At 50.2% G+C, this 25,205-nt stretch carries 22 protein-coding genes, 1 pseudogene and 1 riboswitch; of the genes and pseudogenes, 12 read left to right on the top strand and 11 right to left on the bottom strand.

The window, feature by feature from the left end; genetic code table 11:
* Together BL249_RS17755 and BL249_RS19060 are read right to left on the bottom strand one after the other, a co-directional pair.
* Positions 1 to 131 (bottom strand): IS1 family transposase (locus tag BL249_RS17755; protein WP_342633895.1); only part of this gene is annotated, 131 nt, incomplete at its 3' end.
* Between the two features lie 9 nt (positions 132 to 140).
* Positions 141 to 1,517, bottom strand: a complete 1,377-nt coding sequence (locus BL249_RS19060) for a hypothetical protein (protein ID WP_099707502.1) — start codon at positions 1,515 to 1,517, stop codon at positions 141 to 143.
* A 569-nt stretch (positions 1,518 to 2,086) separates the two neighbouring features.
* Here BL249_RS19060 and BL249_RS17745 point away from each other — a divergent pair.
* Positions 2,087 to 3,067 (top strand): glycosyltransferase family 2 protein, encoded by a 981-nt coding sequence (locus BL249_RS17745; RefSeq protein ID WP_099707501.1) that lies wholly within the window; start codon positions 2,087 to 2,089, stop codon positions 3,065 to 3,067.
* Positions 3,068 to 3,172: 105 nt separating this feature from the next.
* On the opposite strand, the gene BL249_RS17740 is transcribed toward BL249_RS17745, so the two are convergent.
* Positions 3,173 to 4,729: a BCCT family transporter gene (locus BL249_RS17740; protein WP_099707500.1), complete on the bottom strand. Its 1,557-nt coding sequence runs from the start codon at positions 4,727 to 4,729 to the stop codon at positions 3,173 to 3,175.
* Between the two features lie 157 nt (positions 4,730 to 4,886).
* Between BL249_RS17740 and betI the strand changes: the two genes are divergently transcribed.
* The 4 genes from betI (at position 4,887) to BL249_RS17720 (ending at position 9,457) form a co-directional block, all read left to right on the top strand.
* On the top strand, positions 4,887 to 5,489 hold the full coding sequence (gene betI / locus BL249_RS17735) for a transcriptional regulator BetI (protein ID WP_099707499.1): 603 nt from the start codon (positions 4,887 to 4,889) through the stop codon (positions 5,487 to 5,489).
* Between the two features lie 15 nt (positions 5,490 to 5,504).
* Positions 5,505 to 6,977, top strand: coding sequence for a betaine-aldehyde dehydrogenase (gene betB, locus BL249_RS17730; protein WP_099707498.1), 1,473 nt, complete (start codon positions 5,505 to 5,507; stop codon positions 6,975 to 6,977).
* 18 nt (positions 6,978 to 6,995) lie between these two features.
* Positions 6,996 to 8,675, top strand: coding sequence for a choline dehydrogenase (gene betA, locus BL249_RS17725; protein WP_099707497.1), 1,680 nt, complete (start codon positions 6,996 to 6,998; stop codon positions 8,673 to 8,675).
* Positions 8,676 to 8,815: 140 nt separating this feature from the next.
* Positions 8,816 to 9,457, top strand: coding sequence for a ZinT/AdcA family metal-binding protein (locus BL249_RS17720; protein ID WP_099707496.1), 642 nt, complete (start codon positions 8,816 to 8,818; stop codon positions 9,455 to 9,457).
* A gap of 61 nt (positions 9,458 to 9,518) precedes the next feature.
* Here BL249_RS17720 and BL249_RS17715 read toward each other — a convergent pair.
* Positions 9,519 to 10,765: pseudogene (locus tag BL249_RS17715) on the bottom strand (conjugal transfer protein TraF).
* A 475-nt stretch (positions 10,766 to 11,240) separates the two neighbouring features.
* Here BL249_RS17715 and zur point away from each other — a divergent pair.
* On the top strand, positions 11,241 to 11,762 hold the full coding sequence (gene zur, locus BL249_RS17710; protein WP_099707495.1) for a zinc uptake transcriptional repressor Zur: 522 nt from the start codon (positions 11,241 to 11,243) through the stop codon (positions 11,760 to 11,762).
* A gap of 41 nt (positions 11,763 to 11,803) precedes the next feature.
* Here zur and BL249_RS17705 read toward each other — a convergent pair whose 3' ends face one another.
* The 3 genes from BL249_RS17705 to BL249_RS17695 form a co-directional block, all read right to left on the bottom strand.
* Complete coding sequence (locus BL249_RS17705) at positions 11,804 to 12,013, bottom strand: CsbD family protein (protein ID WP_099707494.1); 210 nt, start codon at positions 12,011 to 12,013, stop codon at positions 11,804 to 11,806.
* Positions 12,014 to 12,375: 362 nt separating this feature from the next.
* On the bottom strand, positions 12,376 to 12,990 hold the full coding sequence (lexA, locus tag BL249_RS17700) for a transcriptional repressor LexA (protein WP_099707493.1): 615 nt from the start codon (positions 12,988 to 12,990) through the stop codon (positions 12,376 to 12,378).
* Between the two features lie 118 nt (positions 12,991 to 13,108).
* Positions 13,109 to 13,468 (bottom strand): diacylglycerol kinase, encoded by a 360-nt coding sequence (locus BL249_RS17695; RefSeq protein WP_099707492.1) that lies wholly within the window; start codon positions 13,466 to 13,468, stop codon positions 13,109 to 13,111.
* A 117-nt stretch (positions 13,469 to 13,585) separates the two neighbouring features.
* Between BL249_RS17695 and plsB the strand changes: the two genes are divergently transcribed.
* A complete protein-coding gene (plsB, locus tag BL249_RS17690; protein ID WP_099707491.1) occupies positions 13,586 to 16,051 on the top strand; it encodes a glycerol-3-phosphate 1-O-acyltransferase PlsB in 2,466 nt (821 codons plus the stop codon).
* Between the two features lie 72 nt (positions 16,052 to 16,123).
* Here plsB and ubiA read toward each other — a convergent pair whose 3' ends face one another.
* From ubiA to pgi, 4 genes are all read right to left on the bottom strand, one after another.
* The gene (gene ubiA / locus BL249_RS17685) at positions 16,124 to 16,990 is read right to left on the bottom strand and encodes a 4-hydroxybenzoate octaprenyltransferase (RefSeq protein ID WP_099707490.1); all 867 of its coding nucleotides are present in this window, start codon (positions 16,988 to 16,990) and stop codon (positions 16,124 to 16,126) included.
* 14 nt (positions 16,991 to 17,004) lie between these two features.
* Positions 17,005 to 17,517 carry a chorismate lyase gene (gene ubiC, locus BL249_RS17680; RefSeq protein ID WP_099707489.1) on the bottom strand — a complete coding sequence of 171 codons (513 nt, stop codon included), beginning with the start codon at positions 17,515 to 17,517 and terminating at the stop codon, positions 17,005 to 17,007.
* An 81-nt stretch (positions 17,518 to 17,598) separates the two neighbouring features.
* Entirely contained in the window at positions 17,599 to 18,006 is a 408-nt protein-coding gene (gene psiE / locus BL249_RS17675; RefSeq protein ID WP_099707488.1) for a phosphate-starvation-inducible protein PsiE, read from the bottom strand.
* Between the two features lie 142 nt (positions 18,007 to 18,148).
* Positions 18,149 to 19,795 carry a glucose-6-phosphate isomerase gene (gene pgi, locus BL249_RS17670; RefSeq protein ID WP_099707487.1) on the bottom strand — a complete coding sequence of 549 codons (1,647 nt, stop codon included), beginning with the start codon at positions 19,793 to 19,795 and terminating at the stop codon, positions 18,149 to 18,151.
* A 549-nt stretch (positions 19,796 to 20,344) separates the two neighbouring features.
* Positions 20,345 to 20,538, top strand: a riboswitch (Lysine riboswitch).
* Positions 20,539 to 20,620: 82 nt separating this feature from the next.
* Here pgi and lysC point away from each other — a divergent pair.
* The 5 genes from lysC to BL249_RS17645 form a co-directional block, all read left to right on the top strand.
* Positions 20,621 to 21,973, top strand: a complete 1,353-nt coding sequence (gene lysC / locus BL249_RS17660; RefSeq protein ID WP_099707485.1) for a lysine-sensitive aspartokinase 3 — start codon at positions 20,621 to 20,623, stop codon at positions 21,971 to 21,973.
* Between the two features lie 247 nt (positions 21,974 to 22,220).
* Complete coding sequence (gene panS, locus BL249_RS17655) at positions 22,221 to 23,138, top strand: ketopantoate/pantoate/pantothenate transporter PanS (RefSeq protein WP_099707503.1); 918 nt, start codon at positions 22,221 to 22,223, stop codon at positions 23,136 to 23,138.
* A 208-nt stretch (positions 23,139 to 23,346) separates the two neighbouring features.
* Complete coding sequence (locus tag BL249_RS19055) at positions 23,347 to 23,484, top strand: hypothetical protein (RefSeq protein WP_158233115.1); 138 nt, start codon at positions 23,347 to 23,349, stop codon at positions 23,482 to 23,484.
* 495 nt (positions 23,485 to 23,979) lie between these two features.
* Positions 23,980 to 24,810, top strand: a complete 831-nt coding sequence (iclR, locus tag BL249_RS17650; RefSeq protein ID WP_099707484.1) for a glyoxylate bypass operon transcriptional repressor IclR — start codon at positions 23,980 to 23,982, stop codon at positions 24,808 to 24,810.
* A 264-nt stretch (positions 24,811 to 25,074) separates the two neighbouring features.
* The coding region (locus tag BL249_RS17645) for an IS1 family transposase (protein ID WP_342633895.1) at positions 25,075 to 25,205 on the top strand (131 nt) is incomplete at its 3' end.

Raw genomic sequence — 25,205 nt, 5'->3', positions numbered from 1 at the left:
TAAGCGTAAGTGAGTTGAAACACGCGGTGGCAGTCACGGCAGCGAAATCTGTCATAGCCTTTAGGGTTCTGACCATGGCGGTAAACCTGAACAGACTGACAACGGGGACAATGAACGTTAACGCTGGCCATAAGAGAACCTCAAAAGCCCGCATTATACATCAGATTCAACCAATTAGAGGCATCACCATAATTTTTAGCATGATTTCCCGGCTCAATTATTTTCTGACCATCATCAGATCGCCATTTCCAGTCATCATCATATTTTTTATTCCCTTCCTTATCAAAAAATCGTACCGGAGCAACATGCAGATTGTTTGCTAACAGATCCCTTACAGCAGTTATATCCCACCCAGCTAATAATGCCTTCACTTTTTCAGCAATATAAAAAGCCGTATCTTTAATACTGTCTCCTGAGTAAATTGCCAAAAGCTGATCGGCACCTCCTTTGTCACCAATAATAATACTTACCTGTTTGCCATCAACGATAAGCTGACTCAGCACAGTAATAAGCTCTTCGTCATAGTTACTGTAAGTAGAGTCACCCAACATCTGCTGTGATAGCCGGACATGATTTTTCACTCGTTTAATCGCTTCAATACGAACCGTCTGGCTGGCATTAGATGCATTATCCGGATGTTCGACAATCTTTGAACCCAGTCGACCTAATGCCAGAACTTCGGTATTTTCCTCTGTAATTTCAGCATCATTTTTTATTTCGACCAATGCCACACCATGTTCAATCTTATCGTTGTATGAAAACATACTCCAGTACCATTTTAATGGATTCCAGGTGTCTGCGTAACGCGCAACCTCGGCCCAGAGACGATTAAGGAAATGTTCGGCACACTGGACAGCAGGACCGGCGAGGCGGACGGATAAATCATGAACTGGCGCAAAACGTAAATAAGTCGCATCATACATATTATGGCCGCCGGCTATACATTCTTTGCCATCAACAATAATTAACTTTGAATGATTCCATGAACCCCAATCACTTTGCATAGCACCAACATAAACTTTAAGATCGGCAGGTAATGCAAGTGCTTTTATAAAATCTTCCATATCCTCAATGGGTTTTAAATGTGGAAATGGCCACCATTCAACATTTTTGGAATTATAAAATCCCTTGACAAGATGAACTGGCCGACTACAGTGATTGACAGAATAACTCCCTGAGTAATAATACCACCCACCCAGCACACGAATAACAGGTCTGTTTCCTTTTTGATAGCTCTGGTAAATTCCATCATGGATCGCACGCAAAAAATCACCATCAGGATATGGCATTAATGTTGAAATATCCACAGAATGTTTTGCCTCTGAAATAACATCTTTAATTGCACTAATCAGATTTCTACCCGTCGGTATATAGTCATTAACACTTGGATCATGGCCAAACAAATTTGGTGTATTTATAATTTTTTTAATTTCATTCTGTTTTGTCAGAGAAAAAGTTACACCATGATAATCACTATTTTCACCACCCAAAATATCAAATAGCTCTTTACTTAACATCACAACACTCTCACATATTTATTTTTACTTTTAAAAATCTTACTAACTATAAAAGCCAGTAAGGACTATTAATAAAAAATGAATTACGGGAATTTCCACAAAAAAACTATCAGGCAATAGATTTTTTCTCCTTTCAGGGTGAAAATCGAAATATGACGTACATTAATTTTATTTTTTGATTTTTATCAGCTAAAAAAGCAAAAGCCCCGTTTCTGAAGAAACGGGGCTTTACGCAGATGAAGTTAATTTAAAATTTTGATTGGACGATATTAACATGTTTTTTTGTGCGTACACAAGCTGCGCCTCTTATCTTTACATACAAAATATATTCTGGTTTGTATCGGACAAGTGCCTCATCTACCTGAAAGCAATATGTTCAATTCACCACAGATCAGATAAACACCTTTCTAAAGCACGTTGAGGAAATGTACAAACAAACAGTGGCCTAATATGACTGCAATCACGTGAAATACCGATGGAGTGCAGAATCAGGCAGAAGAGGAACAGGAACAAAACCAATAAATTAATGAGAGGAATAATTGATCATCTTTACGCAAAATTCAGGAACAATGAAGGATTACGGAGTATGGAAAACTTTACTGAGCATTATCGTACCTTGTTATAATTGCGCTGATTACATTGAAGAATGTCTGACATCGGTACTCGCTTATCTCCCGGACAACTGTGAACTGATTATCATCAACGATGGCTCAACAGATAATTCATTGAATAAAATAGAAAAAATATGTCAAAAGCACACTAAGAAGCAGATAAAGCTTCTGAATCAGGACAACCGTGGAGTTTCTATTGCCAGAAATGCCGGCATCAACGTCTGTCGGGGAAAATACCTCACCTTTCTGGATGCTGATGATTACTATCAGCCGGCATTCTGGCAGGTATTTCCAGCCATCCTTACGAATTCAGATTATGACATATTTGAATTCAACGCGAGTCAGCGTGACAAAAATGGCAAACAAGAAACGCTATTGAAAATCGTGAGTTTTCAACATGCTACTGTTTTCAGACACCTTGCCGAAAGGCTTCCCGCATTCCAAAATGCACAGTGGTTTCCATGGGGCAGAGTTTACCGGACTGAACTATTTATAAGAAATGATATCCGCTTCCCTGAAAACTGCCATTATGAAGACATGTATGCGATACCGCAGTTCTATTTATTTGCTGATTCGGTGTGCCCGGTAAACGAAACCCTCATTCACTACCGGACCAATGACAGCAGCATTTCTCAAACTTTCAGAAAAAAAGATATTTCTGATTTAATCTTCATACTGGAAAAGTATAAACAAATAGCAAAAATAAAAAACAATACTAAAGATATTAAGATGCTTCTTTACCCTGCGGTGAAGAGAGTCTTTGATCTGATGAAAAATCTGATGATAAAAAACAGTTTTTTCAATATTGCGTACCTTGAGAAAATCAGGCTCCAGAGCGCCTTATTCTACTTTTCCACTGAGTTCCCTCTGCGCAAAAAGGTAACCATCTATCTGTTACCTTTATACTTTAAACTGATTCTGTCGCTGAGGAAAAAATAGGCTCTCACCAACCGAGGTGGCCAGCAGCGGTGTGATTCTGTTTTTTGCTGACCGCAGACTGAAATGTCCATATTATCCGCTTCACGCCATCAACAACGCCGGCGATTAACGGTTTTCCGCTATGACCTGTAATTTTACCGTTTGTTGTAAATCACGATAAAGACTAATGATATAGAGCACTATCACCACGGAAAAGGGCAAGCCACATAACACCACCGCCGTTTGCATCGCACTAAAACTGCCAGCATAAAGTAAAGCAGCGCAGGCGACGGTTGTGACAACAGCCCAGAAAATGCGTAACCAGGCCGGCGCATCATCACTGACCTCGCCGCCGACGCTGGAAAGATTGGCGATCATCAGTGTCCCGGAATCAACCGGTGTCAGAAACAGCATGAAGCTAATCACAACGGTAAACCCCGCCGTCAGACTGCTCCAGGGCAGATACTCCAGCAGCTTATACACCACCATGGGTGGATCGGAGACGGCAATTTTCCCCAGCAGAGTATCGCCACTTTGTAACACCAGGCTAATGGCCGTATTTCCAAACAGTGAAAGCCAGGCAAGGGTGAAACCAAGTGGGATCAGCAACACGCCAAAAATCAGTTCGCGAATCGTGCGCCCACGGGAGATACGGGCAATAAACAGTCCAACAAACGGTGCCCAGGCCACCCACCATGCCCAGTAAAATAGCGTCCAGGCCCCCTGCCACTGACGAGCTTTACCATACAAATACACATCAAAGCTCTTAACAACCAGCGAATTAAGATAATCACCGGTATTCTGCAACAAGCCATTAAGCATCGTCAGCGTTGGACCGGTGACAAAAACAAACAGCAGCAGCAGGCAAAGCAACCCCACATTGATATTTGAGATCATCGCAATGCCTTTCTCGATGCCGGTCACCGCAGCCAAAGTAGCCGCCAGCATCATCACCACCAGCAGGGCCATTAGCACCATATTATTCTGGGGTATATTGAACAGATAATGCAGCCCGGAATTAACCAGTAACGCACCAATCCCCAGATTAGTCACCATTGAAATCACCGTTACCAGGATGCCAAAACTGTCCACCAGATGTCCACGCCAGCCGTGAATACGTTCGCCAAAAAGGGGATAGAGTGCTGAACGTAATGCCAGCGGCTGGTTACGTCGATAAGCAAACCAACACAGTGCCGTGGCAATCAGTGCGTACAATGCCCAACCATGTAGTCCCCAGTGCAGAAAGGTAATTGCCATTGCCTCACGGGCGGCCCCGACCGTGCCACCGGGCCCTTCTGGCGGCTGCAAAAAATGGTCGAGCGGCTCATAAGCACCGTAGTAAACCAGCGCAATGCCAATCCCGGCGGAAAACAGCATTGCCACCCAGGATACATATGAAAAGGTCGGTTTTTCATTGTCATGCCCCAGCTTTAGCTGTCCAAAACGCGACAACGCCAGCCAGAAAACAAACACCATGCAAATCACCATTAACAGCATGTAATACCAACCGAAGGCATTGGCGACCCAGACCTGTGCACTGTTGAGCCAGCGCTGACTGATTTGCGGGTAAAGAACAATGATAAGGCCGAGAATCAGCATCACGGCGGCAGAGCCAATAAATACCGGATAGTTGACCCGGACGGTTAGCCTGGTTTCTTCAGATTGTTGATGGATAACTGTCATAACTTTTCCGCATTGCAGGTAACTGCGGCTGCATATGTAAACGGAGACTTAACACATGGCCACATTTATTTGACATATTTGTAGCATATGCACTATTGATTGATTGTTCAATCAATGAATAAAATAATGGCGAAAAACAAACGGGAGATGGAACAGGGTGCGCAAAGATATTCCTGAACAGCGAAAAGAGCAGTTGATTAACGCCGCATTCCAGGCTATCGGCAACGTCGGTCTGGCTGGCATTACGCTGTCACTGGTCGCTAAACAAGCAGGCATGTCCACTGGTATCGTCAGCCACTATTTCGGCGACAAGGATGGTCTGCTCCATGCAACAATGCGCAAAATACTGCGCGATCTGCGCGATGCTGTGGCGCAACATCGGAAACTGGCCAACGCAGATACGCAATCCCAGCTTATTGCTATTGTTGAAGGTAACTTTCATCTCAGCCAGACCAGTCAGCATTCTATGCGCGCCTGGCTGGCCTTCTGGGCAGCCAGTATGCACAGTCCCTATCTGCGCCGACTGCAACGGGCAAACGATCGCCGTCTCTATTCCAATATCAGTCATCAATTTCAACGTGTGCTGACAAAACAGGATGCACGAACCGCCGCTCAGGGGCTGGCAGCGCTGATTGACGGCCTCTGGCTGCGCGGCAGTCTCACCGGCCAGGATTTTGATTCCCGTCAGGCCAGCCTGATTGCGCACGATTACATTGCTCAGAAACTGGCACCCTTTTCTTCTCAGAACAGGTCTAAATGAAAGGATATTTTGATAATGGCTAGATTTCCCCTACAAAAACTCTACATTCATGGCAAGCCGACAGAGGCCAGCAGCGGCGAGATATTCCAGAGTATTAATCCAGCCAATGGTGAGGTCCTCGCCGACGTACAGCGCGCCAGTGCGGCTGACGTCGAAAAGGCCGTGACCAGCGCCAGACAGGGCCAGCGCCTGTGGGCGGCAATGACTGCCACCGAACGCTCACGTATTCTGCTGCGCGCCGTGGCAATTTTGCGCGAACGTAATGACGAACTGGCTCAGCTGGAAACGCTTGATACCGGCAAACCCTTCTCAGAAACCTCCGCCGTCGACATCGTTACCGGCGCTGACGTGCTGGAATATTACGCCGGTCTGGCATGCGCTATTGAAGGGCAACAATATCCTCTGCGGGAAACCAGCTTCTTTTATACCCGTCGCGAACCTCTCGGTGTTACTGCCGGTATCGGTGCCTGGAACTATCCGATTCAGATTGCCTTGTGGAAATCAGCTCCGGCGCTGGCTGCCGGTAATGCCATGATTTTTAAACCCAGTGAAGTGACGCCCTTGTCAGCGCTGAAGCTGGCAGAAATATACAGTGAAGCCGGCCTGCCGGATGGTGTATTTAATGTGCTACAGGGAGCAGGACGCCAGGTTGGTCAGTGGCTGACCGAACACCCGGCCATTGAAAAAATCTCCTTTACCGGCGGCGTGGAAACCGGCAAAAAAGTGATGGCAAGCGCCGCCAGCCCTACGCTAAAAGAGGTCACCATGGAACTGGGGGGGAAATCACCGCTGATTATTCTGCCTGATGCAGATATCAGCCAGGCTGCAGATATTGCCATGATGGCTAACTTTTACAGTTCGGGCCAGGTCTGTACCAACGGTACACGCGTCTTTGTACATCATTCACAAAAAGCCGCGCTGGAACAGGCATTACTGGAGCGTGTTAAGCGTATTCGCCTTGGTCATCCCCAGGAGGCAACCACCAACTTCGGACCACTGGTCAGCTTTGCCCATATGGAAAACGTACTGCGCTATATCGAAACAGGCAAGCAGGAAGGTGCCCGGCTGCTATGCGGCGGCGCCCGCGAAACATCCGCTGATTACGCCAACGGGGCCTATGTGCAACCGACCATTTTCACCGACTGCGAAGATCATCATACCATCGTGAAAGAAGAAATCTTTGGCCCGGTTATGAGTCTGCTCAGCTGGGATAAAGAAGACGAGGTTATCCGCCGGGCAAATGATACCCACTTTGGTCTCGCAGCCGGTGTGGTTACCCCTGACCTGGTACGGGCCCACCGCATCATTCATCAACTGGAAGCTGGAATCTGCTGGATTAACAGCTGGGGTGAATCGCCGGCGCAGATGCCGGTTGGCGGCTATAAACAGTCAGGCGTCGGGCGTGAAAACGGCCTTTCAACGCTGGCACACTATACCCGTATCAAATCTGTCCAGGTTGAGCTGGCCCCCTTCATCTCAGTGTTTTAAACAAGGAAGGCATGCTTTATGAGCACTACACAGGAATATGATTACATTATTATTGGCGCTGGTTCGGCAGGTAACGTGCTGGCAACCCGTCTTAGCGAGGATAAGGACGTCAGCGTCCTGCTGCTGGAAGCCGGCGGCCCGGATTACCGTCTGGATTTCCGCACGCAAATGCCCGCGGCACTGGCCTATCCCCTGCAGGGCAGGCGATATAACTGGGCTTACCTGACAGATCCGGAACCCTGGATGAATAATCGCCGCATGGAGTGCGGGCGCGGCAAAGGTCTCGGCGGTTCCTCACTGATAAACGGTATGTGCTATATCCGCGGTAATGCGCTGGATTACGACAACTGGGCCAGCCAGCCTGGTCTGGAAAACTGGAGCTATCTCGATTGTCTGCCCTATTTTAAGGCTGCTGAGTCTCGGGATATTGGCGCGAATGATTATCATGGCGACAGCGGCCCGGTCAGTGTCACTACGCCGAAATCGGATAATAATGTCCTGTTTCACGCCATGGTTGAGGCCGGTGTACAGGCAGGTTATCCACGTACCGATGATTTAAACGGTTATCAGCAGGAGGGTTTCGGTCCAATGGACCGTACCGTAACGCCGCGTGGCCGTCGTGCCAGCACGGCCCGGGGTTACCTTGATCAGGCCCGTTCGCGGCCAAATCTGACGATTGAGGTACACGCCACCACCGATCGTATTTTGTTTGATAATCGGCGAGCGTACGGGGTCAGCTGGCTACAACATAATAAACCGCAGCAAGCCCATGCCCGCCGGGAAGTGTTGCTTTGCGCCGGGGCCATTGCGTCACCGCAAATCCTGCAGCGTTCCGGTGTTGGCCCGGGTGAACTTCTCCGGCAGCTGGATATCGCCATTGTCCAGGATCTGCCAGGCGTCGGCGCGAACCTGCAGGATCACCTGGAAATGTACCTGCAATACGAATGTAAGCTGCCGGTCTCACTCTCGCCGGCTCTCAGGTTACATAATCAGCCGGCGATTGGCGCCAGATGGTTGTTTAACGGCAGCGGTATCGGTGCCAGTAATCAGTTTGAAGCCGGCGGATTTATCCGCTCCAGCGACGAATTTAGCTGGCCTAATATTCAGTATCATTTCCTGCCTGTGGCGATTAACTACAATGGATCGAACCCGATCAAAACGCACAGTTTCCAGGCGCATGTCGGCTCAATGCGTTCCCCCAGCCGCGGCCGGGTACAGTTGCGTTCCAAAGATCCGCACGCCCATCCCAGCATTCTGTTTAATTACATGTCACACGAACAGGACTGGCGGGAATTTCGTGCCGGCATCCGTATTACCCGTGAAATAATGCAACAACCTGCGCTGGATGCCTATCGTGGCCGGGAAATTTCACCAGGCGCCTCTGTACAAAGTGATGCCGAACTGGACGAATTTGTCCGTCAGCACGCTGAAACGGCCTACCATCCTTCCTGCAGCAACGCCATGGGTTATCACGACATGGCGGTGGTTGGCAATGATGGAAAAGTGCACGGCGTTACCGGGCTGCGGGTAGTGGATGCCTCTATTATGCCGCAGATAACCACTGGCAATCTGAATGCGCCGACTATCATGATCGCCGAAAAAATTGCCGATATGATCCGCGGCCGGCCAGCATTAACACGCAGCGACGTACCTTATTACGTTGCCAATGGCGCGCCGGTTCGTCGCCAGACGGCCTGATCCTACAGGACCGCTCTGGTCCTGTTCTTCCTTTCTGCCCCCTGCACCAATTTGTCCCTCCTGCCTGGGTTGCAAATTGTTACGTTATAACATAACTTATTCTCCGGTTTTTCTTATCTCACTTCTCTCCAGGAGCGGTCATGACAATCGGTAATATTCTCAGTCCGGCGGCAGTTATTTTTGCCTGGGCCAGCGCAACCTTTACTTTTCCCGCGCTGGCGCACAATCATCAGCATAACCATAGCGAAATTCACCAGGGTAAATTTGACGACGCAGATGTCCGCGACCGCAAATTAACCGACTGGCAGGGCCGCTGGATATCGCTCTACCCCTTATTACAAAACGGCAGTCTGCAGGAAGTCTTTGAGCATAAAGCGGCGACAGGAAAAGATAAAACTGCCGAAGAATACAAGGCTTACTACACAACTGGCTACGCCAGTGAGGTCACGGCCATCGCGATTACACCTGACAGCATCAGTTTTACCCGTCCGGGAAAAACATCGAAAGGCCTTTACCGCTACAGCGGATTCAAAATTTTACACTACCCTTCCGGCAAAAAAGGCGTGCGTTATCTGTTCACCCGCCGCGGCGGAGACACACAGGCGCCAGAATTTGTGCAATTCAGCGATCATGATATTGAACCCACTAAAGCGAAGCACTTCCATATTTTCTTTGGCAATGACAGCCATCTGCAGCTGGAGAAGGAGCTGAATCACTGGCCCACTTTCTACCCGACAGCAATGCGTCATGAGCAGATAGTGGCAGATCTGATGCTGGAATAAGCCTGGCGGTAGCTGCCGCCAGGACGGCGAGATAAAGGCGCTTAACAACCGCCCTGATACATCAGAAAGTAAAACTAAGCTGGGCAACCGCACCATAAGTGCGGTCGTTACCTGCCATTCCCGCCAGATCAAGATGGACTTTGCCCCAGGGCGACAAGCCAACACCGGCAGTCACCACGTTGGCATCATTGGATTTCATATCCGCACGAAAACCGGCACGCAGTTGTAACCAGCTCAGAGCCCGATACTCTGCACCAATGCCCGCATACTGGCTATCTGACTGAGTTTTAAACCTTTTCGTTGCCGTCGCATCCGCATCCAGTCCAACGGTAAAGCGTTCATTGTGCCAGGCTACTCCCCCGGTGACTAACGGCCGGATCTGATAGGTGTCCTTATAGCCACTGATCTCACGGGTATCAATATCACGTGCAATTAGGTTCTGCGCACTCAGGCCAAAGGTCCAGTTATCGTTAAGATCGGTCGATAAGCCAGCATCAAGGTTAAAGCCGTTATCATTATTTTTGTAGCGTCCTTGTTTGAAGTCTGATTTATCGTAGTTGTAAATTGAAGCACTGTAGTTATACAGATAGACCTGCTGAATTTTGGGTGTAATACCCAAAGAAACCGCATGACCGGCAACAGAGAATTCATGAGCCATCGCTACGCCGTAATCATACACAATGGCGCCACGGCCAAGACCGGAAGAGCGCAGATTGTTCTGATCGCCCTGGGTCGGAATACGCGTACCATTCTCCACCTGACGCAGATAATCAATATCGCTCTGCGCCACTTCCGCAGCGATTTGCGCTGTACCATAAGCCCTGGTAACAAATGCAAAAGGTAACGTCTGATTTGGTACTGCCACCACCACCGCCGCACCAGCGCTGGCCCACGCTTTATTACCACGCAGGTTTTCCAGCTGATTAGCAAGATCCCCGGCGGCGGACTGTACCTGCTGATAGTGAGTCAGCAACGTCAGCAAATCCTCATTGGCCAGGTCGCGATAGCGGTTGACGCTGTCGGTAAGATCATCGATTTTATTGATCATATGATCGCCATCAGAAAGCTGGGCGCCGACCGAAGGCAAGGTAATGCTGACATCATCGTCCGGCTGGGCTTTGGTAAGCAGAGCCGGGTTTGCCAGCCCGCCGTGCCATACGTTGAACTAGCCACGCCGATACCGACCATCGCGTCATTGCGGGCATCAAAATAATTGCCTGCCGCCAGTGCGCTCAGCGGTGCCATCAGCAGCGCGGGAAGTAATACCGGATGGGAACTATTTATTAATTTTCTGAAACTTTTAGCCATTTTACCTGAACCCGTTTTTTATAGGTTGCTATCATCACTATGGCGATTATGCAGCCATACCTTATCGGAACATAAATGCAGTAAAGCGTTGTATGGATTAAGCGGGTAAGAGAAGGCTTATTCTGTTAATTGTCACTTTTATTAATAAATTTTACGACTAATCAATGATTTATTTATTACAGCAATGACATTTTATGACAACCAGGCCACCGTCAGACGGCCTGATTTAAAAGTATACGCAAGGTATGCCTGCCGCAATTTACATTAATAATTATTTAACAAATTATTTTCTATGATCATTAAAAGCGGGCTATTACTTTATTAAATTTTAACATGTAAAACGAAAAAACCGCCGCGTCCGGACGGTAAAAAAAACGTTAAGAACACCCGCACGTACTGCCCTGTGTGCCAACCGGTGCTTAACCAAAAATTGTGATAAAATAGTGCGATTAATCGCTGTAAGGCAGGAGAAATCATGGTGACGTTGAGTGCTGAACAAATTCTTGGGCAGGCAGAGAGGCTTTGTCAGCAACGTAACGTCCGCATGACTCCGCAGCGTCTGGAAGTGCTGCGCTTAATGGCCCAGCAGATTGGCGCTATCAGCGCCTATGATTTACTCGATCTGCTGCGCGTCTCAGAGCCGCAGGCCAAGCCCCCTACCATTTACCGGGCGCTTGATTTTCTGCTGGAACAGGGTTTTATTCATCGGGTGGAGTCGACCAATAGCTACATGGTGTGCCATCACTTTGAAGGTCCGGCACATACCTCGGCAATGCTTATCTGCCAGCGCTGCGGCACCGTTGCAGAACAGCATGCAGAAGGCGTGGAACAGATTATTTCCGCCCTGGCACAAAAAGAAGGATTTGCGTTACGCCACACCGTTATTGAAGCGCATGGCCTGTGTGCCAGCTGTGCGGAAGTTGAAGCCTGTACTGCGCATGAAAGTTGTCAGCATGACCACAGCTTATTGTCGAAAAAACGCGGCAGAGGAGCCTGACGGCACGCTCCATGTGCCAGAGGCCGGATCAGCCCGCTGATTTACCAGTGGGGCTTATTACTGCGTTCCCAATCGCTGACCTCTTTTTCGGCGCGGTCTTTCTCATAACCATAACGCGCCTGAATTTTGCCAATAAGCTGGTCGCGCTTACCATTGATAATTTGCATATCATCATCGGTCAGCTTGCCCCATTTTTCTTTCACTTTTCCTTTAAATTCTTTCCAGTTACCGCTTGCCTGATCCTTATTCATGCTGTATCTCCTTCTGGTTTAGGGTTACATCATGGTGTCTTTATCTTGCAATAAATTAATCAGTGACATGATTCACTAATCTAATGCGTGGTACCCAGTTAATTATAGCAGATGATGAGGAAATGACCGTTTACGCCAGGCCAACACAAACTGTAGAGGGATAACAGTGAGTTACGCAACAAAGCTGCCAGGGGCCACCGCTGAACCGAATGGCCGCTGTTAACACTTTCTGGCTAAGTACGGCGCAAAGCAACAGACAAGTACCGCTAGCCAGACATTCCCGTTGCTAAACAGGGCCGCCTGACTGGCGACATGCGTGTCGCACGCGGTCACGTGCAGTCGTGAAACACATCAGCAACAGCTTATAACCCGCTGCCCGTGCGAATGATGCCAACAGCCAGACCTTCAATGGTTAAATCCTGCTGACGGACATCCACCACAATAGGTTTAAATTCACTGTTTTCCGGCAGAAGCTGCACCGTATTTCCCTGCTTGTGCAAACGTTTAACCGTGACTTCATCATCAATGCGGGCGACCACCACCTGGCCATTACGTACATCCTGGGTTTTATGCACGGCGAGCAAATCACCATCCATAATGCCGATGTCCTTCATTGACATACCGCTGACTCGCAGTAAGAAGTCAGCATGGGGTTTGAATAAACTGGCATCCACCTGGTAATGCCCTTCAATATGCTGCTGCGCTAGCAGGGGTTCACCGGCAGCAACGCGCCCAATCAGCGGCAGACCTGGCTCATCGTCTTCATCCTGCAGCAGGCGAATACCCCGCGATGCGCCGGAGACAATTTCAATCACACCTTTACGCGCCAGCGCCTTCAGGTGCTCTTCGGCAGCATTCGGTGAGCGGAACCCTAACTGCCGGGCAATTTCAGCACGAGTCGGAGGCATGCCAGTCTGACTAATATTTTCGCGTATCAGGTCAAAAACCTGCTGCTGCCTTGCGGTTAATGCTTTCATCCTGCCCCCTGGTTGTTTATACAGTTGACTGTGAGTATATACAGCTATTCAGCGGATGAAAACTGAAAATTACAGTAAACCGTTGTCCGCTATCAAAATAGTGCGGGCGAGGCGGTAATCAGGGCCAGAGCAGCATCAGCCAGACGAATAAAGCCAGCAGCATTGTCAGCAGTACAGCCGCCGACCCCAAATCCTTCGCTCTGCCTGCCAGCGGATGTATTTCGCGCCCAATGCGATCCACTACCGCTTCCAGCGCGCTGTTAAGGGTTTCAACAATGATAACCAGCACCACGGAACCAATCAGCATCACCCGGCTAAGCGCATCAACATCCAGCCAGCAGGCGATAACCGTTGCGATAACCACCGCGACCACTTCCTGACGGAAGGCCGCTTCATACTGCCAGGCGGCGCGCAGCCCCTGCCATGAATAGCCTGCTGCTTTGACAATACGCATCAGACCGGTCGAGTTGTTTGCCATAGTAAGGAACCCTTTGAGGAAAATAGCGTCCATGTTGGATAATACACACCAACAGATTTCATCGCTGCTTTCTGGTATGCTTGCGACGCTTTGCTAACAAGAGGCTTTATTTTATCTATGTCAGGTTGGCGTAAACTATACTATAACTTACTGAATGTTCCGTTAAAATTCCTGGTAAAAAGTAAAGCGATCCCGGCCGATCCGCTCGCTGAACTGGGGCTGGATCGCACGCGTCCTATCATGTACGTGCTGCCGTATGATTCCAAAGTTGACTTACTGACGTTACGTGCTGAATGCCGTAAACAGGAGTTACCCGATCCGCTGGAAGCGCTGGAAATCGATGGCACAGAACTGCCACGCTATGTTTTTATCCATGATGGCCCACGGGTATTTCCCTATTTCGTACCCAACCTTGAGTCAGTCAAACTCTTTCACGATTATCTCGATCTGCACCGCAGCAATCCCGAGCTGGATGTGCAGATGATACCGGTTTCAGTGATGTTTGGCCGTGCTCCTGGCCGGGAAATTCAGGGCCAGCAGCAGCCCCATTTGCGCGTACTCAATGGGGTGCAAAAATTTTTCGCCGTACTCTGGCTGGGCCGCGACAGTTTTGTGCGTTTTTCTGCCATCGTTTCATTGCGCTACATGGCCACTGAGCATGGCACCGACAAAACCATCGCCCAGAAGCTGGCGCGCGTCGCGCGCATGCACTTTGCCCGCCAGCGTCTGGCCACCGTTGGCCCACGTCTGCCGGTTCGTCATGATCTGTTTACTAAGTTGCTGCAATCCAAAGCCATTGCTAAAGCCGTGGAAGATGAAGCACGCAGTAAAAAAATCTCGCACGACAAAGCGCAGCAGGCAGCGGTTGAAATGATGGAGGAAGTGGCCGCTGACTTCACGTATGAAGCCATCCGTATTACCGATCGGGTAATGAGCTGGACCTGGAGTCGACTGTACAAAGGAATAAACGTTAACGGTGCTGAACGCATACGACAGCTGGCACAGGATGGACATGAACTGGTTTATGTTCCCTGTCATCGTAGTCATATGGACTATCTGCTGCTCTCCTATGTTATTTACCATCAGGGACTGGTACCGCCCCACATCGCAGCGGGTATCAACCTCAACTTCTGGCCCGCCGGACCGATTTTCCGTCATCTTGGCGCCTTCTTTATTCGTCGAACCTTCAAAGGAAATAAGCTCTACTCTACGGTGTTTCGTGAATATCTTGGCGAACTGTTTAACCGGGGTTATTCGGTGGAATATTTCGTCGAAGGTGGCCGCTCACGTACCGGCCGGCTGCTTGATCCTAAAACCGGCACCCTGTCGATGACCATTCAGGCTATGTTACGCGGTGGCAATCGCCCGATTACCCTGGTACCCATATTCATCGGCTATGAACATGTCATGGAAGTGGGTACTTACGCCAAAGAACTGCGCGGCGCCACCAAAGAAAAAGAAGGCTTTATGCAAATGGTGCGCGGTTTACGCAAGTTACGGAATCTTGGTCAGGGCTACGTTAACTTCGGCGAACCTTTGCCGCTGATTAGCTACCTGAATAAACAGGTGCCAGAATGGCGCGAAGCCATTGACCCGATTGAAGCACAGCGTCCTGCCTGGCTGACACCGGCGGTAAACGATATTGCCCAAAAAATAATGGTCCGAATCAATAATGCCGGGGCCGCCAACGCGATGAATCTCTGCGTCACCGCCCTGCTGGCATCACGGCAGCGTTCTTTAACCCGTGAACAGCTGACCGAACAGCTTGCCTGTTACCAGGCGCTGCTACGCAATGTCCCCTATTCGGAACACGCCACAGTACCGGACGCATCGCCAGAGGCAATGCTTGAGCATGCTATCGGCATGAATAAATTTGATATCGAACAGGATAATTTTGGCGAGATTATCGTGCTGCCACGCGAGCAGGCGGTATTAATGACCTATTATCGCAATAACATTCACCATATGCTGGTGATTCCGTCACTGCTGGCCGCCATCCTGATGCAGCATCGGGAAATAACCTGCGAGGAATTAGTGCGGCAGGTCAGCGTGCTTTATCCCATGCTGAAAAATGAACTGTTCCTGCGCTGGGAAAAAGAAGCGCTACCGGAACTGATTACCGCACTGACTCAGGAGATGGCCCGTCAGCAGCTGCTGCAGATCGAAAACGACAGCATATGTATCAGCAACCCACGTCTGCGCACCCTTCAGCTACTGGCTGCTGGCGTGCGCGAAACCTTACAGCGTTTTGCCATTACCTTTGCTATTCTCAGCGCGAATCCGGCCATTAACCGCGGAACGCTGGAAAAAGAGAGCCGGACCCTGGCGCAGCGTCTGTCGGTACTGCACGGCATTAATGCCCCGGAGTTTTTTGATAAGGCCGTATTCAGTTCGCTGGTGCTGACGCTGCGCGATGAAGGCTACATTCATGATGCCGGTGATGCACAGGTGACGCAGACCCGGCAGGTATACCTGCTACTGGCCGACCTGATCATGCAGGATGTACGCATGACCATTGAAAATGCAGCGGCCACCAGTGAGCCCCTGCCGCTGGCCGCCCCCGTACCGGAGCAGCCAGCCTGAAGGAATCGTCCCGCAGCGAATGGCTGCGGGACGGACTCGCGCCATGTCAGATAGCATCCTGTCCTTGCGGCATCACAACAACGCCAGCACAATAGCGCAAAAAATAACCATACCGGCGTAATTGTTGTTCAGAAATGCCCGAAAACAGGCCTCGCGATCGCGGCCGGCAATCATTTTCTGTTGATATACAAACAGCAGAGCAGCGGCCAGCAATCCGCTATAAAACCAGCCATTAAGCTGCATTTTCACCCCAACCAGCACCAGTAATAACAGGGTGGCCAATTGCAGTATGCCAATAATCAGCTTGTCATAACGGCCGAATAAAATCGCGGTCGATTTAACCCCAATCTTTATATCATCATCCCGGTCAACCATGGCATACAGGGTGTCATAAGCCACCGTCCAGCAGATATTGGCAAAAAATAGCAGCCAGCACACCAGCGGCAACCCATCACTGACAGCAGCCCATGCCATCGGAATCGACCAGCCAAAAGCCGCCCCGAGCACGACCTGAGGCAAATGGGTATAACGCTTCATAAAGGGGTAGAGTGATGCCAGTGCCAGCCCGGCAAAAGAGAGCCAGATAGTCAGGCTATTCTGGGTTAATACCAGCAGAAAGGCGCTAATAACCAGCACGGCAAAGAGTATTTTAGCTTCCCGTGTACTGACGACCCCGCTCGCTAATGGCCGTTGCCGGGTACGCTTTACGTGGCCATCAATCTGACGATCGGCAAAGTCATTAATGACACAACCTGCGGCCCGCATCACAAACACCCCCAGCACGAAAACCGCCAGCACGGAGGGCGATGGCATGGCCATGCCAGACAACCATAGTGCCCAGCAGGTTGGCCATAGTAACAACAATGTACCGATTGGCTTATCAATGCGCATCAGGCGACAATAAGCCCGCCATTTCCCCTGCTGCAGACTTTTTTCCATGCCCTGTCACTCCGTTATTGTGCCGACCGATAAAGCGGCGATGAAGGAAGAAAAAGTTCATTTAATAACAATGGTTTACCAGAAATCCGCAGCCGAGAGCGCCGCCCCCAAAGGTCACCGCTGCGCCCGACTTCAATGAAGTCACGCGTCAGCGTTGAACTGGCAAACAGATAACGACCAAGCGGTCGGTTGCCAAGGTCCTGTAGCGTCTTCTCCGGCCCGCTCAGGGTGGATTGTGGCACCAGCGTACGCCCCACCAGCCAGGGTTGGTCATCGCCGCACAACAAGACTTCACGCAACCAGTAGCGCGCATCTTGTGGCAGCAGAGCGGATTCGCCAGCGATCTCCCCCGCAGTGACAAAGGTTTCACGTAAAATACGGACACTGACCCGCTGACAAAACTGTTCAAAGCGCCGGGTCATGGAGTCTTCTTCCATTAGCCAGTCGCTTATCGACGCCGGCGGTGGTGCACTGCCAGCCTCTGCCCAACGCAGCGCATAAAGTTGCTTCAGAGCGGGATGGGACATCATCTTCTCCGGTAAAAACAGTGCCATAGTGTAACGAATGTCTCTGTCAGTGTAACGCGGGCGGCGCTTTCTGCCGCCATATCACTCACGTTTTAACCGTGAGCTGTTTACCAGCCAGAGGGCAATAATCAGGATCAGGATGGCAACTGAATAACATAGCGTGTCGGCGGGGCTATCATGATCAACGATGATTAACCTGATAATGGCAGTAATGCCGATATAAACGAAATAACGCAGTGGGAAATGGTAACCCGACTGAAAATACTTCACTATCAGCGCAATAAATTCAAAATACAGAAAATAAGTGACAATGCCTTCGACCAGCAGATAAGAGGAGCTGTCCTCCGGGCTATAAAACAGTACTTTTCCTAAATAAAAGGTCTCTTTGCCGAGAAAGATAATCAGGATTAACGCAAGAATAATCAGACCTGCGTTCAAAATCATCTGTCCGACAAAAGCAATCTTCAGCCCTATTTTTTCATTATGCATATCGGCTACTCCGCACCAAAATTATCCCGAAGGGGATGTCATCGCTATTATGCATTATTGTTTACAGTGCAACTATAAGGACAAAAAACAGGCCAGCAATCGCTGGCCTGAGAAAGAGGCATTATTCCGTGAGGAATCTATTTTAACGCCATGATTTAAAGCGATTAATTAATCCATTTGTTGAACTATCGTGGCTACTGATCTGCTGATTGTCCTTCAGTTCCGGCAGAATACGGTTGGCCAGCTGCTTACCAAGTTCAACTCCCCACTGATCAAAGCTAAAAATGTCGAGAATGGCGCCCTGAGTGAAAATTTTATGTTCATAGAGCGCAATCAACGCGCCAAGACTATAAGGCGTGATTTCACGCAGTAAAATGGAATTCGTCGGCCGGTTGCCTTCAAACACCTTAAACGGCACCACATGTGTCAGGCTGGCGGGATCTTTACCGGCATCCGCAAACTCTTTTTCAACCGCCTGTCGGGACTTACCGAAAGCCAGCGCCTCTGTCTGCGCAAAAAAGTTGGAGAGCAGCTTTTGGTGGTGATCGCCAAGTTTGTTATGGCTTATTGCCGGCGCAATAAAATCGCAAGGAATCAGCTTAGTACCCTGATGGATAAGCTGGTAGAAAGCATGCTGGCCGTTAGTACCCGGCTCCCCCCAGATGATCGGGCCAGTTTGCCAGGAGACGAGGTTGCCATCGCGATCGACGTGCTTACCGTTTGACTCCATGTTGCCTTGCTGGAAGTACGCGGCAAAACGGTGCATATACTGGTCATACGGGAGAATCGCTTCGGTTTCTGCACCAAAGAAATTGTTATACCAGATACCGATTAACGCCAGCTGTACCGGAATATTTTTCTCCAGTTCGGTTTCCGCAAAGTGCTTATCCATAGCGTGTGCGCCGGATAACAGCTGCACAAAGTTATCAAATCCGACGGACAAAATAATTGAGAGTCCGATGGCAGACCAGAGCGAATAACGGCCGCCAACCCAGTCCCAGAATTCAAACATATTGCTGGTATCAATACCAAATTCACCCACTGCTTTCGCATTTGTCGACAGCGCCGCGAAATGTTTCGCTATCTGTTTCTCATCCCCGGCTGCCTTCAGAAACCAGTCGCGCGCACTGTGTGCGTTCGTCATGGTTTCCTGGGTCGTAAAGGTTTTCGATGCCACGAGGAACAATGTAGTCTCAGGATGCGTTTTCTTCAGCGTTTCAGCAATATGGGTGCCATCCACATTGGAAACAAAATGCATGGTCAGATGATTTTTAAACGGCCGCAGCGCTTCGGTCACCATGTAGGGGCCAAGATCAGAGCCACCGATGCCAATATTCACGACGTCGGTAATCGCCTTACCGGTGTAACCTTTCCATTCACCACTGATAATCCGTTCAGAAAAGGTTTTCATTTTTTCCAGCACCGCATTCACCTCTGGCATGACGTCTTTACCGTCTACCAGAATCGGCCGGTTAGCACGATTACGCAGCGCAACATGCAGCACCGCACGATCTTCCGTACGGTTGATTTTTTCACCAGAAAACATCGCGCGAATGGCACCCTGCAGATCGGTCTCTTTCGCCAACGCATAGAGTTTGTTTAACGTATCGCGGGTGATTCGATTTTTAGAGTAATCCACCAGCATCAGGTCGTCGAAAGTGGCGGAAAAAGTGGTAAAACGCTGGCTATCCTCGGCGAACAGGTCGGCGATTTTCACATCTTTAATTTGTTGGTAATGCTGCTGCAATGCCTGCCAGGCAGCGGTTTTAGTCGGATTAATATTCTTCATAACGATACTCTTCTTATTAAGAAACCGTGAAACCGGTCAGCTGGCCGCCGTCACCGGACGAAGTAAAAATGCCATTACCCTCAAGGCAGGATGCTACCGGTTACCTGTGCCTTCTTCTGTTCGTGAGGAAAATATCCCCACGCTAAATCGGTACGCCACATCCATACCTGCGGCCAGTTTCCTGACGCGATATTGCCCCAGTATGACTGATTCCGGATGACGAAAGGAAGAAATCTGAGCCAGTGCACAATCTGAATCTTCAGCGTAAGGGGGACAAAGGGCCCCGGCATTGTCTGGTGGGTTATCAACCCCGGGGCTGACGACGCTTTCTGGTCCCTTACCAGAGGGATCCCGCTGGCCGTCATCGCTGAGTGACGGCAATCAATACAGGGAGCAGCATAGCGCGGCAGCAACCACAGGTTTTTCTTTCTGGCTGGTGCGCCGTTCCGATTGTATCGGACCGTCATGGTTAATGAAAATTTGTCGTCCGCTATCATTGACAGCGCCGCAATTACCCGATAAATCTAAATGGCTACTTGCGCAATAGCGCAAGCCAGAAGAGGCGCGTCGCCCAGGTAGGATGTTGGAGGTTCCGTCACCTGCGAAAACATCTGAGGGGGATGCGACGCCGAGACAGGCAGCATGCGGAAGGGTGCCTGTCGGCTGCAGGCGCTGAATCCCCTGGGTTGTCACCCGGTGTATTCCAGACGGAATACACCACAAGGTGGGGCGCTTCTGGGAGACGCGTAGCCCTCCGTTCTACTGTCTGCCCCGTTTCTGCTCTTTCCTTGTGCCAAGGCTTATCTGACACGAGGTAGTTTGTTTATGTCCCAGTCTTTAACCGTCGCCAAATTTGGTGGCACCAGCGTGGCCGATTTTGACGCCATGAACCGCAGTGCCGATGTGGTACTGTCCGAACCCTCTTCCCGTCTGGTGGTGCTCTCTGCTGCGGCCGGCGTCACTAATTTGCTGGTGTCGTTAGCCAAAGGACCAGAGCAGGCACAGCGTATTTTTATGCTGGATGAAGTTCGCCGTATTCATCACGCGATTATTGACCGGCTGGCACAACCGCTGGTTATCCGTGATGAAATTGATCGCATGCTGGAAAATATCAGTATGCTGTCTGAAGCAGCGGCTTTAGCAACCTCCAATGCGCTGACCGACGAACTGGTCAGTCATGGAGAACTGATGTCCACGCTGCTATTTGTCGAGATTCTGCGCCAGCGTGGCGTTAATGCCCAGTGGTTTGACATCCGTAAGGTTATGCGTACCGATGACCATTTTGGCCGTGCTGAACCCGACACCCAGGCTCTGGCGGAACTTGCCGCCGCTCAGCTAAAACCCCGTCTGAATGAGGCGCTGGTCGTCACTCAGGGGTTTATTGGCAGTGAAGCTAAAGGGCGCACCACCACCCTTGGACGCGGCGGCAGCGACTACACTGCCGCACTGCTGGGAGAAGCGCTACATGCCGGGCGCATCGATATCTGGACTGACGTTCCCGGTATTTACACCACGGATCCGCGTATTGTCCCCGGCGCTAAGCGCATTGATGAAATCACCTTTGAGGAAGCGGCAGAAATGGCTACCTTTGGTGCCAAAGTGCTGCATCCGGCGACGCTGTTACCTGCCGTTCGCAACGGCATTCCGGTGTTTGTCGGCTCCAGCAAAGCACCGCAGGATGGCGGCACCCGGGTCTGTGTCAAAACCGAGAATCCTCCGCTGTTTCGTGCTCTGGCGTTACGGCGGAAGCAGACGTTGCTGACATTGCACAGTCTGAATATGCTGCAGGCGCGTGGTTTTCTTGCCGAGGTTTTCAGTATTCTTGCCCGACACCATATCTCGGTCGATTTAATTACCACCTCGGAAGTCAGCGTTGCCCTGACGCTGGATACCACCGGGTCCACTTCCACCGAAGACAGTCTGTTAACCCAGGCATTATTGACCGAGCTGTCTTCGCTCTGTCGGGTCGAAGTCGAAGAGAATCTGGCACTGATCGCGCTGGTTGGTAATAACCTGTCGCAGGCTCGCGGTGTAGGTAAAGAGGTATTCGGCGTACTGGAACCTTTTAATCTGCGCCTGATCTGCTACGGTGCCAGCAGTTATAACCTCTGCTTTCTGGTGCCTGGCAACGATGCGGAACAAGTTGTACAAGCCTTGCACCGTAACCTTTTCGAATAGCGAGACTGTTTTCTGCCCGCAGTCAGCAGAGGCAGCGGGCAGAAAATGTTAATCGCTTTCACCGGGTTTTGCGCCGGACTACACATTGTGGCTCCCGTTATCGGAGCATAAATGTGATAGTTATCACTGCCGGCCTGCGCAGACCGGTGAGAAAACCAAATGGTGCTATCATCTTGCTCGCGCGTTTTCCCGTTCCGATAGCGCGCCGATAAAAACCACTATACAAAAACTGAAAACAGGACAGGCTATGCTCGCCAACATCACCAGGCTGTTTCCGCTATGGGCAGTCTTACTCTCTGCTGCCGCATACTATTCACCCGCTACATTCATGCCAATCGGCACCTCCGTCACCTGGCTACTGATGCTGATTATGTTTGCGATGGGCGTCACCCTAAGCCTGGATGATTTTAAACGGGTAATGGTGCGCCCGGCGCCGGTTATTGCGGGCACGTTTCTGCATTATCTGGTGATGCCGCTGGCAGCATGGGCACTGACTAAACTCTTTGCTATGCCGGCCGATCTGGCTGCCGGGATGATTCTGGTCGGCAGTGTGGCAAGCGGAACTGCCTCAAACGTCATGATCTATCTGGCAAAAGGCGATGTTGCGTTATCGGTTACCATCTCATCGGTATCAGCGCTGGTTGGTGTCATTGCCACACCCCTGCTAACGCGCCTGTATGTTGATACCCATATCCAGGTTGATGTGGCCGGCATGCTAATCAGCATTATTCAAATTGTGGTCGTCCCCATCGGACTGGGGCTGATTATTCATCACAGCCTCAAATCAGTTGTAAAACGGGTAGAGCCTTATCTGCCGGCATTTTCAATGATATGTATCCTGTTGATCATCAGTGCGGTAGTTGCTGGCAGCCAGAAATTTATTGGCTCAGTCGGACTGGTGGTCATTGCCGCAGTGATCCTGCACAACGCCATCGGCCTGCTGGGCGGCTACTGGGGGGGCAAACTGTTTGGTTTTGATGAGTCAACCTGCCGGACACTGGCGCTGGAAGTCGGTATGCAAAATTCAGGACTGGCCGCTACGCTGGGAAAAATATATTTCTCACCGCTGGCGGCGCTGCCCGGCGCACTGTTCTCTGTATGGCATAATCTTTCCGGATCGCTGCTGGCAGGCTACTGGTCTGGGAAAGCCACAACGAAAAAATAGCCACAGTATCCGGTTGTGCTGACATCATACTAAGCGCCAGGGCAACGCTGTTTTAGCCACAATATCAATCAGCTTGCCGGCACTTTTCGTTAGCCGTAAAAAAGGATGTAAGCACATACTTACATAGATCGCGTTGAAGTAACTGAGAATAACAGCCTATATCCGGCTTTTGTCGGTCAGTGCCAATCCCGATTCCTGAGCGGACAGGATGCCAGTCAGTAAAGGGAGCAACACCGCCCTCTTTACTCATCATGAAAGGGTAATGATCATGGGCAAGTTACCCGCCGCCGTCTTTTTCAGCGTGCTGAAAATGACGGCGAAAAAGACATTGCCGGTCCTGGCCTGATAACATCAGCAATACAATAATAAAAAGGCTGTATCTCTGCCACAAAATGAAAGTAATTACTCACTTTCTTAAGTGCCGGTACATGATAAGCCAGACCAGACGGGCGATGATTACCCGTCCGGTTCCCCGTAATCCGCTCCCATACATGCGCCCGGACCTTATCTGCTATCGCGCAAGCGTGATGGTCACGACACAAGCTATCATCCACCCACGGTGGATATTGCCCGGCCAGCATGCAAATGCAACAAGATGGCCGCCAGTCATATAGAGGTACGATATTTCGATGTTAGTACTTACTTCTATGATAGACAGCTTGCTGTATGAAAAAGCCAATAGGCGAATGCCAGTATTTTCGCTTATTGCCAGCCGCGTTTACGGCTCAGGGGCAGGGAAACAATATCTGCCGGCCTCTCATCGGACCAGTTAACCATTGATTGCAATTCCTGTCGACTAAACGAAAATGATTTCCATCTGATGAAAATACGGAGATGCACTATGGCCTCATCTATGCCCGCCAAACGCGGCAAAAAACCGCGCTCGGCGCCACAGGCACAGCAACAAACAGGACAGGTCCAATCCCTGACCCGCGGCCTGATGCTACTGGAATTTATTGCTGAAGCACAGAGCAGCATAGCCCTGACGGAACTGGCACAGCAGGCAGGCCTGCCCAATTCAACCACCCATCGCCTACTAATGACTATGCAGCAGATGGGATTTGTTCGTCAGGTGGGTGACCTCGGGCTGTGGACCATTGGCGCCCATGCCTTTGTCATCGGCAGCAGTTTTCTGCAGAGCCGCAATTTACTGGCAATGGTACATCCGATGCTGCGTAAGCTGATGGAGGACTCCGGTGAAACGGTCAATCTGGCAGTGCTGGATTACAGTGACCACCAGGCCGTGATCATTGACCAGGTTCAGTGTACCCAGCTGATGCGAATGTCAGCGCCAATTGGGGGCAAGCTGCCAATGCACGCATCCGGCGCAGGCAAAGCCTTTTTAGCCAATCTGAGTGAAGAGAAAGTAGCCACCCTGCTTCATCAGCGTGGCCTGCACCACTACACGCCGCATACGCTGACTTCACCACAAAACCTGAAAGCAGATCTGGCGCTGGCCCGCCGCAGCGGTTTTGCCTTAGATGATGAAGAACACGCCCTTGGCCTGCGCTGTGTCGCAGCATGTATTTATGACGAGCATCGCGAACCTTACGCGGCAATATCCATCTCCGGGCCGATTTCACGGATTACTGATGATCGTATCACCGAGCTTGGCGCGCTGGTTATCCGGGCGGCAAAAGAAATCACCCGCGAATATGGCGGCGGGAATTAAACCCGTTGCTTTCTGGTCCGGCTACAACGCCCTGAGCAGACAGGTAAGACAGGCATCCAAAAAGATAAAAATTCGCAGGGCCCCCCTGTTCAATGGCCTTTGCCTGCGAATCATCACTGAAACTCACACAACCAGCGTGCTTATTACTTTATAAATAAAGCGCGTAAACCATATATTATATCCTTATACAAAATACAAAAGAAATTTGGTGATGCCTCTAATTGGTTGAATCTGATGTATAATGCGGGCTTTTGAGGTTCTCTTATGGCCAGCGTTAACGTTCATTGTCCCCGTTGTCAGTCTGTTCAGGTTTACCGCCATGGTCAGAACCCTAAAGGCTATGACAGATTTCGCTGCCGTGACTGCCACCGCGTGTTTCAACTCACTTACGCTTA

Source organism: Erwinia sp. OLFS4 (assembly GCF_002752165.1).
In the GTDB taxonomy this organism is placed as follows: Bacteria; Pseudomonadota; Gammaproteobacteria; order Enterobacterales; family Enterobacteriaceae; genus Izhakiella.
This window is presented reverse-complemented; position numbering and strand designations above follow the sequence as displayed.

What these genes read in the sequence shown, in the direction of transcription:
- BL249_RS17740 (WP_099707500.1), bottom strand. Translation starts at nt 4,729, where the DNA reads ATGACAGTTATCCATCAACAATCTGAAGAAACCAGGCTAACCGTCCGG.
- ubiC (WP_099707489.1), bottom strand. Translation starts at nt 17,517, where the DNA reads ATGTCCCATCCCGCTCTGAAGCAACTTTATGCGCTGCGTTGGGCAGAG.
- panS (WP_099707503.1), top strand. Translation starts at nt 22,221, where the DNA reads ATGCTCGCCAACATCACCAGGCTGTTTCCGCTATGGGCAGTCTTACTC.
- BL249_RS17705 (WP_099707494.1), bottom strand. Translation starts at nt 12,013, where the DNA reads ATGAATAAGGATCAGGCAAGCGGTAACTGGAAAGAATTTAAAGGAAAA.
- pgi (WP_099707487.1), bottom strand. Translation starts at nt 19,795, where the DNA reads ATGAAGAATATTAATCCGACTAAAACCGCTGCCTGGCAGGCATTGCAG.
- BL249_RS19055 (WP_158233115.1), top strand. Translation starts at nt 23,347, where the DNA reads ATGCCAGTCAGTAAAGGGAGCAACACCGCCCTCTTTACTCATCATGAA.
- plsB (WP_099707491.1), top strand. Translation starts at nt 13,586, where the DNA reads ATGTCAGGTTGGCGTAAACTATACTATAACTTACTGAATGTTCCGTTA.
- iclR (WP_099707484.1), top strand. Translation starts at nt 23,980, where the DNA reads ATGGCCTCATCTATGCCCGCCAAACGCGGCAAAAAACCGCGCTCGGCG.
- BL249_RS19060 (WP_099707502.1), bottom strand. Translation starts at nt 1,517, where the DNA reads ATGTTAAGTAAAGAGCTATTTGATATTTTGGGTGGTGAAAATAGTGAT.
- lysC (WP_099707485.1), top strand. Translation starts at nt 20,621, where the DNA reads ATGTCCCAGTCTTTAACCGTCGCCAAATTTGGTGGCACCAGCGTGGCC.
- lexA (WP_099707493.1), bottom strand. Translation starts at nt 12,990, where the DNA reads ATGAAAGCATTAACCGCAAGGCAGCAGCAGGTTTTTGACCTGATACGC.
- BL249_RS17745 (WP_099707501.1), top strand. Translation starts at nt 2,087, where the DNA reads ATGAAGGATTACGGAGTATGGAAAACTTTACTGAGCATTATCGTACCT.
- psiE (WP_099707488.1), bottom strand. Translation starts at nt 18,006, where the DNA reads ATGCATAATGAAAAAATAGGGCTGAAGATTGCTTTTGTCGGACAGATG.
- betB (WP_099707498.1), top strand. Translation starts at nt 5,505, where the DNA reads ATGGCTAGATTTCCCCTACAAAAACTCTACATTCATGGCAAGCCGACA.
- zur (WP_099707495.1), top strand. Translation starts at nt 11,241, where the DNA reads ATGGTGACGTTGAGTGCTGAACAAATTCTTGGGCAGGCAGAGAGGCTT.
- ubiA (WP_099707490.1), bottom strand. Translation starts at nt 16,990, where the DNA reads ATGGAAAAAAGTCTGCAGCAGGGGAAATGGCGGGCTTATTGTCGCCTG.
- BL249_RS17695 (WP_099707492.1), bottom strand. Translation starts at nt 13,468, where the DNA reads ATGGCAAACAACTCGACCGGTCTGATGCGTATTGTCAAAGCAGCAGGC.
- betA (WP_099707497.1), top strand. Translation starts at nt 6,996, where the DNA reads ATGAGCACTACACAGGAATATGATTACATTATTATTGGCGCTGGTTCG.
- BL249_RS17720 (WP_099707496.1), top strand. Translation starts at nt 8,816, where the DNA reads ATGACAATCGGTAATATTCTCAGTCCGGCGGCAGTTATTTTTGCCTGG.